14 protein-coding genes are annotated in these 17211 nt (G+C 55.8%); 4 read left to right on the top strand and 10 right to left on the bottom strand.

The features are described 5' to 3' along the window. Positions 1–690: 690 nt before the first annotated feature. A complete protein-coding gene (locus tag ACQY4Z_RS14570) occupies positions 691–2562 on the top strand; it encodes a M23 family metallopeptidase (RefSeq protein WP_428522413.1) in 1872 nt (623 codons plus the stop codon). Between the two features lie 93 nt (positions 2563–2655). On the opposite strand, the gene clpB is transcribed toward ACQY4Z_RS14570, so the two are convergent. The 6 genes from clpB to ACQY4Z_RS14540 all read right to left on the bottom strand — a co-directional run bounded on the left by clpB (position 2656) and on the right by ACQY4Z_RS14540 (position 12120). Further along, positions 2656–5253: an ATP-dependent chaperone ClpB gene (gene clpB / locus ACQY4Z_RS14565; protein WP_428522411.1), complete on the bottom strand. Its 2598-nt coding sequence runs from the start codon at positions 5251–5253 to the stop codon at positions 2656–2658. A 232-nt stretch (positions 5254–5485) separates the two neighbouring features. Next, positions 5486–6184: a DUF4167 domain-containing protein gene (locus ACQY4Z_RS14560; RefSeq protein ID WP_428522409.1), complete on the bottom strand. Its 699-nt coding sequence runs from the start codon at positions 6182–6184 to the stop codon at positions 5486–5488. A gap of 362 nt (positions 6185–6546) precedes the next feature. Then, complete coding sequence (gene prmC, locus ACQY4Z_RS14555; protein WP_428522407.1) at positions 6547–7389, bottom strand: peptide chain release factor N(5)-glutamine methyltransferase; 843 nt, start codon at positions 7387–7389, stop codon at positions 6547–6549. 16 nt (positions 7390–7405) lie between these two features. Further along, on the bottom strand, positions 7406–8479 hold the full coding sequence (gene prfA / locus ACQY4Z_RS14550; RefSeq protein WP_428522405.1) for a peptide chain release factor 1: 1074 nt from the start codon (positions 8477–8479) through the stop codon (positions 7406–7408). 53 nt (positions 8480–8532) lie between these two features. After that, on the bottom strand, positions 8533–10800 hold the full coding sequence (gene ptsP, locus ACQY4Z_RS14545; RefSeq protein ID WP_428522403.1) for a phosphoenolpyruvate--protein phosphotransferase: 2268 nt from the start codon (positions 10798–10800) through the stop codon (positions 8533–8535). A 69-nt stretch (positions 10801–10869) separates the two neighbouring features. Further along, positions 10870–12120: an aspartate kinase gene (locus ACQY4Z_RS14540; protein ID WP_008196107.1), complete on the bottom strand. Its 1251-nt coding sequence runs from the start codon at positions 12118–12120 to the stop codon at positions 10870–10872. A 191-nt stretch (positions 12121–12311) separates the two neighbouring features. Here ACQY4Z_RS14540 and ubiG point away from each other — a divergent pair, with 191 nt between their 5' ends. The 3 genes from ubiG (at position 12312) to ACQY4Z_RS14525 (ending at position 14468) form a co-directional block, all read left to right on the top strand. Further along, a complete protein-coding gene (ubiG, locus tag ACQY4Z_RS14535) occupies positions 12312–13073 on the top strand; it encodes a bifunctional 2-polyprenyl-6-hydroxyphenol methylase/3-demethylubiquinol 3-O-methyltransferase UbiG (protein WP_428522401.1) in 762 nt (253 codons plus the stop codon). Then, complete coding sequence (locus tag ACQY4Z_RS14530) at positions 13073–13768, top strand: alpha/beta fold hydrolase (protein WP_428522399.1); 696 nt, start codon at positions 13073–13075, stop codon at positions 13766–13768. The genes ubiG and ACQY4Z_RS14530 overlap by 1 nt, the downstream gene beginning before the upstream one ends. A gap of 205 nt (positions 13769–13973) precedes the next feature. After that, the gene (locus ACQY4Z_RS14525; protein WP_428522397.1) at positions 13974–14468 is read left to right on the top strand and encodes a hypothetical protein; all 495 of its coding nucleotides are present in this window, start codon (positions 13974–13976) and stop codon (positions 14466–14468) included. A gap of 78 nt (positions 14469–14546) precedes the next feature. Here ACQY4Z_RS14525 and ACQY4Z_RS14520 read toward each other — a convergent pair whose 3' ends face one another. The 4 genes from ACQY4Z_RS14520 to ACQY4Z_RS14505 all read right to left on the bottom strand — a co-directional run bounded on the left by ACQY4Z_RS14520 (position 14547) and on the right by ACQY4Z_RS14505 (position 17121). Beyond that, positions 14547–15080 carry a DUF1178 family protein gene (locus ACQY4Z_RS14520; RefSeq protein WP_428522395.1) on the bottom strand — a complete coding sequence of 178 codons (534 nt, stop codon included), beginning with the start codon at positions 15078–15080 and terminating at the stop codon, positions 14547–14549. Beyond that, the gene (locus tag ACQY4Z_RS14515) at positions 15077–15931 is read right to left on the bottom strand and encodes a carbon-nitrogen hydrolase family protein (protein ID WP_428522393.1); all 855 of its coding nucleotides are present in this window, start codon (positions 15929–15931) and stop codon (positions 15077–15079) included. The genes ACQY4Z_RS14520 and ACQY4Z_RS14515 overlap by 4 nt, the downstream gene beginning before the upstream one ends. A gap of 42 nt (positions 15932–15973) precedes the next feature. Further along, positions 15974–16231: a glutaredoxin 3 gene (gene grxC / locus ACQY4Z_RS14510; protein ID WP_428522391.1), complete on the bottom strand. Its 258-nt coding sequence runs from the start codon at positions 16229–16231 to the stop codon at positions 15974–15976. Positions 16232–16344: 113 nt separating this feature from the next. Further along, positions 16345–17121, bottom strand: coding sequence for a ComF family protein (locus ACQY4Z_RS14505; protein ID WP_428522389.1), 777 nt, complete (start codon positions 17119–17121; stop codon positions 16345–16347). Positions 17122–17211 lie beyond the last annotated feature (90 nt).

Below are 17211 nucleotides of genomic sequence, written 5' to 3'. Positions count from 1 at the left end.
GCCTGGAGCCGACACCGACAGACACAGAGCCGAGGCCTTGTTGAGGCGTTTGGATCAATTCTTTCGGTAGAACCGACGGTGAAGAGCGCCGCGTCAGCAGCGCCGCCGTCGATGGAGGCGGTTATACGCATCGCCCCAGTTGGAGTCAACACAGTTTGTCAAAAAAGATTCACAAAAATCAAAAACTCCAAAAATATATTTGTTTACAGTATCTTATGCGAAACAAAGGCCGCAGATTGGAGCGTTCCGCCCGCGCATCGTTCAAACTACCAGGATACTCTGAAAATCTCCTCTCCCACAGCCCCCTAATATAAAAGTCTATTTAGGTCATGAGATATCGGCCTCATGGACTATCCGGATACCAGGGCTGATGCGGCGAACATTTGAAACATATAAATGCCGGATTTCGGACATACGCGTTGGTGCGATGAGCGATTACGGCACTCATTGACGGCAAAATATTTGACGTTTTTGCTGAAAACCTGCATGTAGCTGCATCGGCTATTCACCTGCAGGACGCGAACCGTTTTATACTAGCAACACCGCTTCATGAAGCGATTGAAAGGACCGGACCGGTTACAAATGCACTTTGGGCCCTTCCATAATCATCATCGATCGCAAATCGACCTCGGGAATGAACCGCCGCTTCGCTCCTATGAAGCCGGGCAGGGATTGCCGGACCGCCGGCAGGTGTCTTTTAGATGGTTGACCGGAACCGTTCTGACAGGCGTGACATCTCTGGTCTTGATGGGCGGCGCGCTGACAGCTGCACTGGATGGTCAATACAGTGTTGCAGCGACACCGTCGTTTGATCTTGGCAGCAACGGTTATCTGGAGTCTGGAGGGCGTGGCTCAAAGGGTGACCGCGTACTGAAGACCGCCACGGAGTATTCAAACAAACAAGTTCTGGACGTAAATGTTGTAACCCGGGTCGGAGAACGCGAAAACATCCGTGTTCAACCCCATGTTTTCGTCAGTGCCAGCCTTGCTACCCGGTCCGATCCGGAACTTGTCCACCTCATCCCCGATTTCAATCCGATGGCGATGTTTTCGGACAATCAGGATCTGAACGATGAGGGCGGGGCTTCGGGATCTGAAACAACTTTGCTCTTGGCAGATTCCAGTTACGGGGCAAAACTTGAGAGTGAAGTCAGCATCAGTCTGACGGCGTTTCCGGCCGACAGCGGCTCAATTGCTCTGGATGCGACCCCATCGGAAACCGAGATTGAACTTGCGGTCCGTGAAACCGCCCGGACGGTGTCCATCGACACAGTCGAGATGGCCGCAAAAACGCTTGTCGATCCCGGTCGGTTTGACTTCAACCTTGCCCTCCAGCCCGATCTCGAACGGTTCGCAGTCCGCATTACTCCGGAAAACGTCTCATTTGTGTCAAAACGCGAAGAAGAAATCCGCTTTGCCGGAATGGATGAAAAGATCATCCCATTGAATTCCGGACAAAACCTAGGAGATTTGCTGCTGGATCACGAGGCGACCGAAACCGAAGCTGCGACCATCAACGATGCCTTCCGCGATGTTTTCGGTTTAACAGATATTGTAGACGGCCAACGGCTGCGGATCGCGTATGCACCGGATCCGGAAAATCTGGAGCGGATGCGTCCGGAACGGATCAGCCTCTATACCGATACTGAACATCAGGCGACTGTGGCCCGCTCCGACAGCGGATCCTACATCGAAGCCAAAGAACCCGACACGTTTTTGGCGAATGCGTTTGAAGAGGCCGACCGTATTTCCTACGGTGGTCCGACGCCTGCAATTTACGACAGCCTCTATCAGACGGCTCTCGAGCAGGAAATGCCGGAAGCAATCATCGACGATCTCATCCGGATGTTCTCCTTTGATGTCGATTTCAATGCCCGCGTCCAGCCTGGCGACGCACTTGAACTGTTCTTTACGGAAAGCGAAGCCGGCGGCCCGCCGAAAATCCTTTATGCGTCTTTGAAAACCGGAAATACAAGCCGCGAGTTTTACCGCTACCGGACGCCGGATGACAATGTCATCGATTTTTATGACGACTCTGGCCAGAGCGCGAAGAAGTTCCTGATCCGGAAACCGCTGAACGGCGGCAAATTCAGGTCTGGCTTCGGCATGCGCCGCCACCCAATTCACAGATATACCAAGATGCACCGTGGTGTGGACTGGGCAGCGCCACGTGGCACCCCGATTTTCGCGGCTGGCAATGGGACAATCAAGAAAGCCGGTTGGAGTTCCGGGTACGGGCGGCGTATCGAGCTGCAGCATACGAACGGCTATGTAACCACCTACAGTCACTTGACCGGATTCGCCAAAGGGATCCGAGAGGGGGCGAGGGTCAACCAAGGCACCGTTATCGGTTATGTCGGCTCCACCGGCCTGTCGACTGGTCCGCATCTGCACTACGAAGTACTCGTCAACGGCCGCTTTATGGACCCAATGCGGATCAAATTGCCAAAGGGGAGAACCTTGGACGGCGAACTGCGCACAGCCTTTGAGGCGGAGCGCTACCGGATCGACACCTTGCTCGACAGAGCCCGTAAGCCTTCCCGGATCGCATCATTGAATTAAAACGGCCTGCGTAAAGAGCAGAGATCGGAGAAATTGAAAAGCCCGCGAAGCAGCTGCTCCGCGGGCTTTAACTTATCTCAAGCTACGCTTCGGTTATGCGGCTTGGCTATCAGCGCCTGCCACCTGAAACAGCAGGCGGTCCGTGCCCGCAGACACATTCACTGTCTGCCCATCCAGCACATCACCGGCGAGCAGTTTCTCAGCCAACGGATCCTGGACATCCTTTTGGATCACCCGCTTCAGCGGGCGCGCACCATAAGCAGGATCGTACCCTTTTTGAGCCAACCAGCCGAGGGCCCCATCGTCCAGATTGAGCGTAATCTTCCTGTCAGTCAAAAGACCGCGCAAGCGCTCAAGCTGAATCTTAACGATCGCCGACATCTGAGACCGCTGCAGCCGATGGAAGAGAACAATCTCATCAAGCCGGTTCAGGAACTCCGGACGGAAATGCCCGCGGACCACAGACATCACCTCAGTGCGTACCGCGTCACTGTCTTCGCCTTCAGGCTGGTTGACCAGGAACTCTGATCCGAGGTTCGAGGTCATGATGATCAGCGTGTTCCTGAAGTCCACAGTCCGGCCCTGACCATCCGTCAAACGGCCATCATCGAGGACCTGCAGCAGCACGTTAAAGACATCGGAGTGCGCTTTCTCGATTTCATCAAAGAGCACGACCTGATACGGGCGCCGACGAACCGCTTCGGTGAGAGCACCACCTTCCTCGTATCCGACGTAGCCGGGAGGGGCACCGATCAACCGGGCAACAGAGTGTTTCTCCATGTACTCCGACATATCGATGCGGACCATTGCGCTGTCATCATCGAACAGGAAGCTCGCAAGCGCCTTGGTCAGTTCGGTTTTGCCAACCCCGGTCGGCCCAAGGAACATGAACGATCCGATTGGCCGGTTCGGGTCCTGAAGACCCGCACGTGCGCGACGTACTGCGGTGGACACTGCATGGATCGCTTCGCCCTGACCAATCACCCGGCCAGCGAGAACGTCTTCCATCCGGAGCAGCTTTTCACGCTCGCCCTCCAGCATCTTGTCGACCGGAATGCCCGTCCATTTGGATACGACCTGGGCGATGTGTGACGGAGTGACCGCCTCATCCACCATCGCGTCACTGTCCTCGGACGCTTCAGCGTCAGCCAGTTTGCGTTCCAGATCCGGGACAACACCGTAGGCCAGTTCCCCGGCTTTCGCCAAATCACCTTGACGCTGTGCAATCTCCAGATCGATCCGGGCCTGTTCCAATTGCTCCTTGATCTTCTGCTCAAGGTTCAGTTTTTCCTTCTCCCCAAGCCAACGGCTGGTCAGTGTCTGGGACTGCTCCTCCAGTTCGGTCAGTTCCTTTTCAAGCTTTCCAAGGCGGTCCTTGGCCGCTTCGTCGCTTTCTGTCTTCAAAGCTTCCCGTTCGATCTTGAGCTGGATGATCCGCCGGTCCAGTTCGTCGAGTTCTTCCGGCTTGGAATCCACCTGCATGCGCAAGCGGCTTGCCGCCTCATCGACAAGATCAATTGCCTTGTCCGGCAAAAACCGATCCGTGATGTAACGGTTTGACAGAGATGCCGCCGAAACGATTGCCGAGTCGGTGATGCGTACACCGTGGTGCAATTCATACTTCTCTTTGATCCCGCGCAGGATTGAAACCGTGTCCTCCACTGTCGGTTCAGTTACGAAAACCGGCTGGAAACGGCGGGCAAGCGCTGCATCCTTTTCAACGTGTTTGCGGTACTCATCGAGCGTCGTTGCCCCGACACAGTGCAGCTCACCGCGTGCGAGCGCAGGTTTCAGGAGATTCGATGCATCCATAGCACCATCCGCCTTCCCGGCACCCACAAGCGTGTGCATTTCGTCGATGAAGAGAACAATCCCACCCGCTGCGGCCTCAACCTCAGACAAGACGGATTTCAAACGCTCCTCAAACTCGCCGCGGTACTTCGCACCGGCGATCAGGGCGCCCATGTCGAGTGCCAGCAACTGTTTGTCCTTCAAGGACTCGGGAACATCACCGTTGACGATCCGGAGCGCCAAACCTTCCGCAATCGCGGTTTTGCCGACGCCCGGTTCCCCGATCAAAACGGGGTTGTTTTTCGTTCGCCGTGACAAGACCTGGATCGTGCGGCGGATTTCCTCGTCGCGGCCAATTACCGGATCAAGTTTTCCGTCCCGTGCCACCTCGGTCAGGTCCCGGGCATATTTTTTCAAAGCTTCATACTGGTTTTCAGCCGTCGCACTGTCAGCCGTGCGGCCTTGGCGCAACTGATTGACAGCTTCATTCAAGGCATTCGGCGTGATGCCGTGACGTTTGAACAACTTGCCAGCTTCGCTGTCTGCATCCATGGCCAGAGCGAGCAACAAACGCTCGACAGTCACGAAACTGTCGCCGGCCTTGTCAGCTATCTTTTCTGCCTGATCAAACAACCGCGCGGTTGCTTGGTGCATGTAAAGTTGACCAGAGCCACCGGAGACTTTCGGCATTTTGTCGAGAATGCCTCCAAGATCTCCCTTGAGCGCTTTTGCATCGCCGCCAGCCCGGCTGATCAAACCGCTCGCCATACCTTCCGTATCATCCAGTAGGACCTTCAGAACATGTTCCGGAGTAAACTGCTGGTGGCCACGGCCCAATGCAAATGTCTGGGCAGATTGAACGAATCCGCGGGCCCGTTCGGTATATTTTTCAAAGTTCATGTGCAATCCCCTTCCCGTCCGCACCACCCGAAGCGTGGGGAACGTTTTTGAGTTTCAGACCCCTTGGCGGGCATCTGCGCAGCCTCGTAAAGCACTGCTTACCCAATATAGTGTTGCATTTTCACCACAAAAGACCCCTGCACCAAATTGCCGCCCGATTGCCGGGCAAAATAAAAACGGCGCCCATATGGACGCCGTTTTCTTATCATTCAGAGCTTGTTTGACGCTGGCGTCATTCACCCGCTGCAGCCGTTTCGGAAGGTGTATCTTCCGTTGCTTTGGTGCGGCGTGTCCGGGTTGTCCGGCGCCGTGGTTTTGGTTGCTCTTCGCCTTCATCCGCAGCTTCAGGACCGCCGGCACCAGCTTGTGCTTCATTTTCGGACCCAGCCTCTGATGCAGCTTTGCGCGGGGTACGGGTCCGTGGCGTCCGGGTCCGGCGGCGCGGCTTCTCTTCAGCTTCGCCGGCTTCATCAGACGCCTGAGCTGCCCCGTTCACCTGGCCTTCCTGGTCAATCACCGGCATGTTGTCGATAAACGGCTGCGGAGCATCTCCATCAACAACGGTGTTATCTGCGGATTGCTTTGACGGCTGGTCACTGCCTTGAGATCCGCCAGAGCCGTTTACGGCTGCCTGATCCTGGTTTTCGTCCGCCTCATGACGCGCGGTGTGCTGCGTGTTCTGCTGCGGCGGCTGTGCAGCCGCTACAATACGGAGATAGTGCTCAGCATGCTGATTGTAATTCTCGGACATCACCCGGTCGCCCGATGCCTGTGCATCGCGGGCAAGCTGCTGATACTTCTCCGCAATATGCATAGCTGTGCCGCGGATTTTCACATCAGGACCGTTGGATTCGTAAGTCCGGGTTAGCGGATTAGGTCCCTTGCGGCCCCGTCCGCGCATACGCTTATTGCTTTGATTTCCTGGTCTCATCCTGCCGTTTTCTCTTAAGGAACGGCGGTCAGCCTATGGCCGACCAAACATCGGAATATCTTTAAACCGATACGAAATACGCGCCGAAACCAACCCGTGATGGCCTGCAGCTGTCAATGAAAAGTCAGACGCTGGAAGCCCGGCTAAAAGCCAGTGCCCATGTCTTTTTCTCCGACAGTCCAAAAACCGGTTAGCCCGATTGACAACTACATTCACTGCGCAAGTCAGCACATTTTGTGAAGTTGCCGGATGCGTATGCCCCGCTTAAACGCTTATCACATCTCCGGTCTCGGCAAGCCGAACGTACCCCGTTCCGCTACGATTTCCAAGTGCTTTTTCGCAGCAAGATTAAATCATGATCATTAAACCCGGCGAGCTGTTGCAACCCGGTCACGCCCGCCAAGATCCTGAATGATATCAATTGCCTCAAAGCCATGATGACGCAGCTGGTTTTTCAACTCTTCGCCCTGATCATAGCCTATTTCCAAAGCTATTCGCCCACCCGGCACCAAAATGGAAGCCGCCTGCGAAACGATCTGCCGATAGCCTTGCAGACCGTCCGCGCCGCCATCCAAGGCAAGAATCGGATCGTGCTGCAGCACGTCCTTGGAAAGTTCGCTCAAGACCGGCGTGCGGATATACGGGGGATTGCTGATTACCCAGTCAAATCCGTGCTGCAACGCGGCTGCATAGTCACCACGAACGGGAAGAAAGCGGGCACCAACCCCATGATTATCGGCATTGCTCACTGCACAGCCCAGCGCATCTTCTGAGATGTCGACCGCAACCATGATCGCTTCCTGTAACTTAGCAAGCAACGTCACGGCGATGGCCCCTGTTCCCGTCCCAATGTCACACATTGTCAGCGGCCGGACCGGATCACAGTCCTTCAGAACAGTTTCAATCAGGGTTTCCGTGTCCGGGCGCGGCTCAAGGGTCGCATGATTTAGCCGGAAGATCCGGCCATAGAACTCACGTTCTCCAAGTATCCGGCCAACCGGTTTTCCGTTCAGCCGCTGCATTGCGTATTCCAACGCGATGCCAGCCGCTGCATCCGGGACCTTCTCGCTTTCACTGAGCAACAACTCTGAGACAGATATCCGCAAAGCGGCGCTGACCAAGAGTTTCGCATCCAGTTCCGGTGTTTCCAGTTTGCCGCCACGGAACTGATCGCGGATCTGGCGATAAAGCGCCCCGGTTTTCATGAGCTGCCTTCTTGAATCAGGCTTCTTCCGACGCCAAAAGGTTTGCCTGGTAGTCTAGGATCAAGGCTTCGATCACCTCATCAAGGCTTTCTCCGGCGATGATCTGATCAAGCTTATAGAGCGTCAATCCAATCCGGTGATCGGTGACCCGGCCTTGCGGGAAATTGTAGGTACGGATGCGCTCTGACCGATCCCCGGACCCAACTTGCAAACGGCGTGCCTCGGTGCGCTCGCTCGCAGCCCGCTCACGCTCCTCATCATAGATCCGGGCGCGCAGTAGCTGCATCGCCCGGGCCTTGTTTTTGTGCTGCGAACGTTCGTCCTGAACCGCGACAACGATCCCGGTCGGGATGTGCGTTATGCGGACTGCAGAATCCGTCGTGTTGACGTGCTGGCCGCCCGCACCGGACGCCCGGAAGGTATCGATCCTTAGATCGCTATCCTGAACATCGATATCAACGTTTTCCGCTTGAGGAAGAACCGCAACAGTAGCAGCGGAGGTGTGGATCCGCCCACCGGATTCGGTCGCAGGCACCCGTTGAACACGGTGAACCCCAGATTCGAACTTCAGCCGGGCAAATACATTCTCGCCGGAAACAGAAGCAATGACTTCCTTGAAGCCACCGACTTCGCCTTCGCTGGCGGAGAGAATTTCGACTTTCCACCCACGCAGTTCGGCATAGCGCTGATACATGCGGAAGAGGTCACCGGCAAAAAGCGCGGCCTCATCACCACCGGTACCGGCACGGACTTCCAAAATCGCATCGTTGGTGTCGGCTTCATCCTTGGGAAGCAAACCGATGCGCACATCCTGTGTCAAACGCTCAAGGTTCTCGAAGAGTTCATCCCGTTCAAGTTCCGCAAGTTCCCGCATCTCAGGATCGGTCGCCGGATCTTCGATCAGATCCTCAGCGCCCTTAAGATCTTCCTCGGCCTTGACCAAGGCCCGGATTTTCAAAACCAGCGGCTCAAGCCCCGCATATTCACGGGACAGTTTCACATAAGACGCCGGGTCAGGATTTGCGGACATCATGTGTTCAAGTTCGGCAAACCGATCAAGCAGGTTATCGAGTTTATGACGCGCCAGCATACGCGCTGTGTCTCCTGAATTCCCAAAATGGGGTGACTAGGTTCGGCAAGCTGCTAAAGCGCAACATCCATTTCTTCGGCAAATCGGGTCAAAAATGCCCGAATATCGCTATCGCGATGCCCAGGCTCCATTCTTGACAGTAGCCGCGCGCTCAATCTGCCGGCATCCAAGGTCCGAAGCATGGCTTTGACAGGCCCCAGGGATGCGGGCGACATCGACAAGTTTCGATATCCGAGCCCAATCAGTGCCATGGCCGCCAACGGATTACCAGCCATTTCGCCACACAGTGTCACCGGCACGTGGGCTTTATCTGCCGCAGCCACAATTTGTTTCAAGGCCCTCAAGAACGGAGGGCTCAAGGGATCAAAACGATCCGCGACACGGGTGTTGCCACGGTCCACCGCACAGAAGAACTGGAACAGATCGTTGGAGCCGACAGATATGAAATCCACATGGCCCAGCAGTTCTTCAAGCTGGAACAGAAGGGATGGCACTTCTACCATCACTCCAAGACGGATGGTTTCTGGCACCGGGTGCCCGTGACGGCGCAGGTGTTTCAGTTCTTTCTCGACCAAACCGCGGGCCTGAAGGAATTCCTCGACTTCCACGACCATTGGAAACATCAGTTTCAGATCGCGCCCAGCCGCCGCGTGCAGAAGGGCCCGGATCTGCGTGCGTAGCAGGCCTGGCCGGTCGAGGCCGAGCCGCAGGGCGCGCCAGCCCATGGCCGGGTTTTCCTCCAGAATGGAGCGCAGGTATGGAAGAACCTTGTCGCCACCGATATCGAGCGACCGGAATGTTACGGGTTTGCCGTCGGACGCATCAAGAATTTGAGAATATTGCGCCTGCTGATCGCGCATCCTGGGAAACGACGATGCAACCATGAACTGGAGTTCTGTTCGGAACAGTCCAATTCCGGCTGCACCGGCCTCTTCCAGATGCGGCAGATCCACCAGAAGGCCCGCATTCATCTGAAGGGCGACTTCAACACCATCTTTGGTGACCGACGGTTTGTTGCGCAAACGCCGGTACTGGGCCTGCCGCCGGGCGCGGAAGCGGACTTTTTCTGCATAGGCATTTTCAAGATCCGCAGCCGGGCGCAGATGAACCTCGCCCGTGTCCCCATCAACAATGATTGCATCACCGCCGTCTGCGAGACTGACGATGTCATCGACCAAACCGACAGCTGGAATGCCGAGCGCTCTTGCGACAATCGTCACGTGGCTGGTTGGACCACCCTCTTCAAGAACGAGTCCCCGAATCCGGTCGCGGCCATAATCCAATAGCTCGGCAGCGCCCATATTCCGGCCGATGATGATGGCATCCTGCGGCAGCTCGTCGATCCCGGGGCCATGCTCACGGCCCATCAATTCACGGATCAGCCGATGCGCAAGATCATCAAGATCATGCAGGCGCTCGCGCAGGTACGGGTCCGTCTGCCGCAACATCCGGGCGCGCGTGTCGCTCTGCACCTTTTCAACCGCTGCTTCCGCCGTCAGACCGTTTTTGATCGCTTCTTCAATCTTCCGGATCCAGCCGCGGTCATATGCAAACATCCGATAGGCTTCGAGCACTTCGCGATGCTCGCCGGTCGCAGCAATTTCGCCGCTGGCCAAGAGGTCGTCAATCGATAGCCTTAAACGATTGATGGCACCGTCAAGCCGTTGCTTTTCCTTGTCGGCATCTTCTGAGATGAGATTGGTGACAACAACTCTGGGCTCATGGAGAACAACGTGGCCCAAGCCGACACCTTCGGCCAAACCAACGCCTGACGAGGCGATCGGCCGGGACATATCCAACCCGGTTGCCTTCTGTGAAATCGCTTCAAGCTCTCCGGCCGCAACCATCTCCGCGATGACCATGGCTGTGGTCTGAAGGGCTTCGACCTCGTCTTCGAGATAGGTGCGGTGAGACTGGTTCTGGACAACGAGAACCCCAAGCGTCCGCCCTGCCCGCAAGATCGGTACGCCGAGGAAGGAATTGTAAGCCTCTTCCCCGGTTTCCGGCAAATAGGCGAAGCCGGGATGCGCACTTGCATTTGGGAGATTAAGGGGACGGGCCTCTGCCGCAATCAGACCAACCAGGCCTTCCCCAACGCGCAAAGAAGCATTGTGGACAGCTTCGCGCTTCAGGCCCTCGGTGGCGTAAAGTTCAAGAACCCCATCGGCGCGCAAGATATAAACGGAACACACTTCGGCGACGACGTTCGACGCGATCAAAACAACGATCTTGTCGAGACGCTCCTGCGCCTTGATGGGCTCCGCCATGACTTCCCGGAGCCGGCGGAGCAATAGGCGCGGTCCTGCTAGGTTGCTGCGCATTCCGCCCCCGAGTGATCCCGCTAAGCAAAAACCCGGTCTCGACTACGCCGAGACCAGACCCACGGATTCTTATCCGTCCAAACCGTATAGCGAATGGAGAGTCCGGACTGCAAGTTCCGCATAGGCAGAATCGATAAGAACGGAAATCTTGATTTCCGAGGTCGTGATCGCGCGGATGTTGATGCCCTTGCTCGCCAAACCGCTAAAGCACTGGGCTGCGACACCGGCATGAGACCGCATTCCAATGCCGATGACGGACACTTTAACCACATCAGCTGCGCCCTCGAGGTTTTGGAAACCGATCTCATCGCGATTGTCTTCCAAAACTTTTTTCGCCCGAGCGAAATCCGCTTCAGGAACCGTGAACGTGATGTCAGTCGTCTTGCCATCCGGAGAGATGTTCTGAACGATCATGTCAACGTTGATGCTGGCATCCGCCAACGGACCGAAAACGGATTGAGCGACCCCCGGCTTGTCCGCAACGTCACGGATAGAGATCTGAGCTTCGTCCTTGGCATATGCAATGCCGGTGACAACCTGCTGTTCCACGAGTTCATCCTCGTCGCAAATAAGAGTACCTACCGGAAGGCCGTCCTGGCCAGTCTGCGGCGCATCCGGGTCATCAAAGCTTGACCGCACAAAGGTGCGAACGCCGTGCACCATAGCCATTTCAACCGACCGCACCTGAAGAACCTTCGCTCCAAGGGACGCCATTTCTAGCATTTCTTCAAACGAGACGCGGTCAAGGCGTTGTGCCTGCGGGACGATCCGCGGGTCGGTGGTGTAGACCCCGTCAACATCTGTATAGATATCACACCTGTCAGCCTTGATGGCCGCTGCGATCGCAACCGCGCTGGTGTCGGAACCGCCCCTGCCAAGCGTCGAAATCCGATTGTCCGGCGAAATGCCCTGAAAGCCGGCGAGAACAGCCACCTGTCCTTGCTCAAGCCGCTCGGTCAAGAACGCACCATCGATCTCACGAATGCGCGCGGCACCGTGATTTTCGTCCGTCTTGATCGGCACCTGCCACCCCTGCCAAGAGCGTGCATTGACGCCCATGTCCTGCAGGACAATGGCCAGGAGGCCAGAAGTCACCTGTTCGCCTGAAGCAACGACCGCGTCATACTCGCGGGCATCATGCAGCGGTGAAGCGTCACGGCAGAACTGAACCAGCTTGTTGGTCTGCCCGGACATTGCTGAAACAACAACAGCGACCTGGTGACCTGCGTCCACTTCCCGTTTGACGTGGCGTGCGACATTGCGGATGCGATCGAGGTCAGCAACCGATGTCCCGCCAAATTTTAAAACCAGTCGGGCCATACCACTCGTATTCTAGTTATGACTTCCCGGGGCGCCGGTCGCGCCTGTTGGATCGGCGGACATGCATACAGGGTGCGTCGCGATGCTGCAACAGGTTGGCTTGACAAATAGGCTGCGACCTTGGAACGACAGAGAACACTTTTGAAATATACGGAGTGACGCGCGCCGGCATTCCGATGAAGGGTCTTCAGATGACAAGTACGGCACAAAAAACCAACGGAACGATCGACAGTGATGAAGTTGCCCGGTTTTCAGCGTTGGCCGATCAATGGTGGGATCCGACCGGCAAGTTCAAACCACTGCACAAATTCAACCCGGTACGGCTGTCCTACATCAAACAGGAGGTCTGCCGTCAATTCGACCGAGATCCAAACTCTCCGGACGCGTTTAAGGGCCTAAGGTTTCTGGACATCGGATGTGGCGGAGGCCTCTTGAGCGAACCGATGGCCCGGCTCGGAGCCGATGTCGTCGGCGCAGATGCCTCTGAAACCAACATTGAGGTTGCAAAACTCCACATGCAATCCTCGGGCTTGGACATCGACTACCGCGCCGAAACAGCGGAAGCGCTGGCCGAGGCCGGCGAAACATTCGACGTCGTTCTGAACATGGAAGTCGTTGAACACGTCGCCGATGTCCCGCTTTTCTTGAACGCGACGAGCCAGATGGTCCGCCCAGGTGGCCTCATGTTCGTTGCGACAATCAACCGGACTTTAAAGGCTTATGCTCTGGCGATTGTGGGGGCAGAGTACGTTTTGCGTTGGCTGCCGAAGGGCACGCATTCCTACGAAAAACTGGTCAAACCGTCCGAAATCGAATCTCCTCTCAACGCAGCGGGCCTGACCATCATTGACCGGTCCGGTGTGAGTTTTAACCCAATCACCGACGCCTGGGCCCGTTCGCGCGACATGGACGTCAACTACATGCTGCTCGCCGAACGACCCAAGACGCCCTGATGAGCGATCCGATTCTGTTTGTCCCAGGTCTTCTGTGCACCGAAGCCCTATACGCACCACAAATTGTTGCGTTCGCGGACCGCCCGATCATGGTTGCCAATCACCGCGAACATGACAGGATTGAAGCGATCGCGGCCGACATCTTGAAACAAGCGCCTGACCGGTTCTCTCTGATTGGCCTGTCCATGGGCGGTTATATCGCCATGGAAATCATGCGCGAGGCACCGGAGCGGGTTAGCAAGCTCGCGTTACTGGATACGAATGCGCGTGCTGACACTCCGGAACAAAAAAAGCGGCGCGAGTTCCTGATCAGACTGACCAGGGAACGGAGCTTTGAAAAGGTTCCTGAACTGCTCTTTCCCGGATTTGTCCACGAGAGTCGGCACGACGACCATGATCTCAAACAAATCGTTGTCGAAATGGCGTCAGACACTGGTCCAGAAGCCTTTATTCGCCAACAGACAGCGCTGATCCATCGGCCCGATGCACGGCCACGGCTTCATGAGATATCCTGTCCTTCGCTCGTTCTGGTCGGAGATGGAGATACCCTGACGCCTCCTGAGCTAGCGCAAGAAATACACCCGCTCATTCCGAATAGCGGTCTGGCCATTATCGAAGGTAGCGGACATCTCTCCACGTTGGAAAAACCGGATGAAGTGACCGGCATACTGCGCAGCTTCTTAAATAATGCTTGAGAACCGGTTCTAGCCTTTGCTTAGTGTCCAAAATGCCGCAGTGAAAAATTGACCTGCATCAAAGTTAGGCCTCATATCTGCCGTAAGGTCAGAAAATGTTTTGGCGCTGCGCAGATTGCAGTGTCCACGAACCGGAACTGACGCCGGCTTTAAAAATTCCCCCCGCCGGCGTTCGCGGAACAGCCATTTTCAAGCGGAGGGTCCAATGCCAACCAAACGTAATATGACAAGTTTCGATCTCACCGGCATGATGCCGGAATGGCCAATGCCCGCATTTTCCAATTGGGCGTTTGCCGAACGCGAAGACCGTATGGAAGCCAAGGCCGTCGCCAGTTTCCAGAAAATGGGAGAAACCATGTGGACACATGCCGGAAAGGCATTCGAAGACCATATGAATTTTGTAAACCACCGGCTTCACGAAGATTTTGAGTGTGCGAAATCACTCAGCCAGTGCACGGTGCCAGAGGAAACCTTTGCCACACTGCAGGCTTTCTATTCAAAAATGACCAGCGAGTATCAGGCGCATTTTGAGAAGCAAGCCGCTTTGATGCGCGAGAGCTTTACCGAGAACGCTGCGGCTGCGGAAGAACTGAACGAAACAGCGATGGAAACCGTAAGCGAACTCAGCAAGGCGGTCGAAGAAAGCATGCAGGAAGTCGAGAAACCGAAGGCACGCCGGAAGACGGCTGCGACGTCATAAAGAGGATACGGAGAGGTTCAGCGCCACCGCTGCCTCTCCACCTTTGACGGCCACTGTGTTCCGCGACCGACAGCTTTGTCAATTCTTGTCGTCAGGCAGCTCAGGCAGAGGAAGAACGGAAATTCCTTCGTCGATAAGGTCCATCGCTTCTTTCGGGGAGGTTTCACCGTAGATATTTCGTTCTTCCGCTTCGCCGTAGTGGATCTTGCGGGCCTCGGAGGCAAAAGAAGATCCAACATTTTCAGAATTTTCTGTCATTTTGGCACGCACCAGCCGCAATGCCTCTACAATCTCTTTCTGACGCACATCATTGGGCATAAGCGCAGAAGCTTGCGGTTTGACGTCACTGGCAGAAGCTGGAACCTGTGGGCTGGATGCTGGCGCAGCGATAGGAGGAGGCGGCGCAGTTTCGGTGATATCAGGAAGCACCATTGCGTCTTTCTTCCGCGATGTTGATACAGCAGGCGCCATCAAGCCCTTCTTGATATCCGTGCTGTTGCAAACCGGGCATGTCACCAGGCCTCGGCCACATTGCACGTCGAAGTCTTCCGAATTGCGGAACCAGCCTTCAAACGTATGCGGTGTATCGCAAACAAGCGTGTATTTGATCACGCAGGCATCTCCTTTAGGCCATCAGCAACACGGGACACAAATGCCCGCTCGTTGACGATGGCGGGAATGCGCGCCCTTGCCTTGGCAACATTCTCAGTATCAATAGCCGCGACAACAAATCCCGGCTTATCATGATCCAGCTCGGCTATAACCTCTCCCCAAGGATCGACCACCAGACTGTGTCCGTATGTCTCGCGGCCGTCTTCGTGGACTCCCCCTTGGGCTGCTGAGATCATATAGGCGCCGTTTTCAATTGCGCGGGCGCGCTGTAGCACATGCCAATGGGCTTCACCAGTCTGCCGCGTAAAAGCTGCCGGAGCTGTCAGGACCTCAGCACCGCGTCTTGCCTGTTCTCGAAAGACGGCTGGGAAGCGAACATCGTAACACACAGCCATGCCGACACGCCCAAAGGGTGCATCCGTCAGGATCGTTTCCTGACCCGGGTCATAGGTTGCCGACTCCCGCCAACTCTCGCCATTCGGCAGATCCACATCGAACATGTGTATCTTGTCATAAGACGCTTGAATTGCGCCATCTGCGCCAATGAAAAAGGCCCGGTTGGCGACTTTGCCGCTGTCTTTCATGACAGCCAACGAACCGAGATGAAGAGACACGTTGAGCTCGGATGCCACCCGTTGCGCCATTTTCAAGAACGGGTCTTCAACGCCAGACCCGATCCGCTCCATCAGCTCTTCGCGGTTTCGGACCAGAACATTGGACATTTCCGGTGTCTGGATGTAGATCGCTCCAGCCTCGGCCGCTTGCCGGATCAACTGTTCCGCAACAAGAGCATTTTGCTCAATGGATTTACTGCTGCGCAGTTGAATACACGCCGCTTTGAAGGTGGCCATTACTTCATCCTCAAAAGGAGATCGGTTTGAGCTCCTTCGGAATTACGAAGCGAGCAACTGGTCCAGTTTGCCTGCACGTTCAAGGTCATGCAAATCATCGCAGCCGCCAACGTGTTTTGATCCGATGAAAACTTGCGGGAAAGTGGATCGGCCATTTGCCTTTTGGACCATTTCCTGACGAAGTTTTGGATCGAAGGTCGCATCGTGCTCGGTGAAAGAAACACCTTTCTTTTCCAAAAGGCGTTTTGCAGCTGTACAGAACCCGCAGAGTTGCCGCGTGTAAATCTTGACGTCAGTCATTCCTTGTTTCCTTTTCCCGCACAATAGATCGTCTCCATAGTGCGCCATGGAGATTGCTTGCAGCGGTATATGCGTTTGATAACCCGAAAACTCAAGAATTTGGGGCGGATCGCTTAATCAGGATGGTCAACGTCTTCGTGATTGACTGGATCGGCCAATGCAAAAGTCAGGACGTCAACGGTACTTGCACCTGCAGATTTCAGCACTTTAGTACAAGCGCTGACCGTCGACCCTGTTGTGTAAACATCATCGACGAGAACAACACTCCGCCCGGCCAGCGATTGCAGCTGCCCGCCCGGCACTTGAAATGCCCGGCGGACATTACGCTTGCGCTCCTTGGCCGGCAGCCCAACTTGTTGCTGGGTCCGTTTCGTCCGTTTCAGTACGAACGGTGCATATTCCGTCCCTGAGACCTCCGCGACGACGCGTGCAAGATCCCCCGCCTGATTAAAGCGGCGCTGCCAAAGGCGCGTCCAATGCAGTGGAACCGGGATGATCAAGCTATCCCGTAAAAATTCTGCGCCCGCCCGGGCCATCCATATCCCCATGGCCTCGGCCAGTTCTCTGCGCCGCGCAAATTTCAACCCCAGAACCAGATCCTTCGCTGGACCTGAGTAGTAAGCAACGGCTCTCAAACGATCGAACTCGGGCGGCTCGGCAATCGCCCGGGGACTAAGCGCGCCTTCACCAACGTTGTGTGTGAACGGCGTCCCCAATCTATGACACCATGGCCGTTCCAAAAATCGGACTTCTTGCCAGCAGCTGCCACACAAGCCGAGACCGCTGGCAACACCACGCTCACAACAGGGGCAGCGCCTCGGCAATAGGGCATCAAGTAGGTACTCCCCGGCTGCGATCGCAGACAAAGTCACAACGGATTTGAACGTCATACGCACCTCACACACTCAATGAGTGTGCACGAGGCCCACAACAACACAAGATACAATCAAACTACCGAGACTGGCAGATGGTTTTGACGC

This window comes from Roseibium sp., from assembly GCF_965276855.1.
In the GTDB taxonomy this organism is placed as follows: Bacteria; Pseudomonadota; Alphaproteobacteria; order Rhizobiales; family Stappiaceae; genus Roseibium.
This window is presented reverse-complemented; position numbering and strand designations above follow the sequence as displayed.

What these genes read in the sequence shown, in the direction of transcription:
- ACQY4Z_RS14515 (WP_428522393.1), bottom strand. Translation starts at nt 15,931, where the DNA reads ATGGCCACCTTCAAAGCGGCGTGTATTCAACTGCGCAGCAGTAAATCC.
- ACQY4Z_RS14530 (WP_428522399.1), top strand. Translation starts at nt 13,073, where the DNA reads ATGAGCGATCCGATTCTGTTTGTCCCAGGTCTTCTGTGCACCGAAGCC.
- ptsP (WP_428522403.1), bottom strand. Translation starts at nt 10,800, where the DNA reads ATGCGCAGCAACCTAGCAGGACCGCGCCTATTGCTCCGCCGGCTCCGG.
- ACQY4Z_RS14505 (WP_428522389.1), bottom strand. Translation starts at nt 17,121, where the DNA reads ATGACGTTCAAATCCGTTGTGACTTTGTCTGCGATCGCAGCCGGGGAG.
- prfA (WP_428522405.1), bottom strand. Translation starts at nt 8,479, where the DNA reads ATGCTGGCGCGTCATAAACTCGATAACCTGCTTGATCGGTTTGCCGAA.
- ACQY4Z_RS14525 (WP_428522397.1), top strand. Translation starts at nt 13,974, where the DNA reads ATGCCAACCAAACGTAATATGACAAGTTTCGATCTCACCGGCATGATG.
- grxC (WP_428522391.1), bottom strand. Translation starts at nt 16,231, where the DNA reads ATGACTGACGTCAAGATTTACACGCGGCAACTCTGCGGGTTCTGTACA.
- ACQY4Z_RS14540 (WP_008196107.1), bottom strand. Translation starts at nt 12,120, where the DNA reads ATGGCCCGACTGGTTTTAAAATTTGGCGGGACATCGGTTGCTGACCTC.
- ACQY4Z_RS14560 (WP_428522409.1), bottom strand. Translation starts at nt 6,184, where the DNA reads ATGAGACCAGGAAATCAAAGCAATAAGCGTATGCGCGGACGGGGCCGC.
- ubiG (WP_428522401.1), top strand. Translation starts at nt 12,312, where the DNA reads ATGACAAGTACGGCACAAAAAACCAACGGAACGATCGACAGTGATGAA.
- prmC (WP_428522407.1), bottom strand. Translation starts at nt 7,389, where the DNA reads ATGAAAACCGGGGCGCTTTATCGCCAGATCCGCGATCAGTTCCGTGGC.
- clpB (WP_428522411.1), bottom strand. Translation starts at nt 5,253, where the DNA reads ATGAACTTTGAAAAATATACCGAACGGGCCCGCGGATTCGTTCAATCT.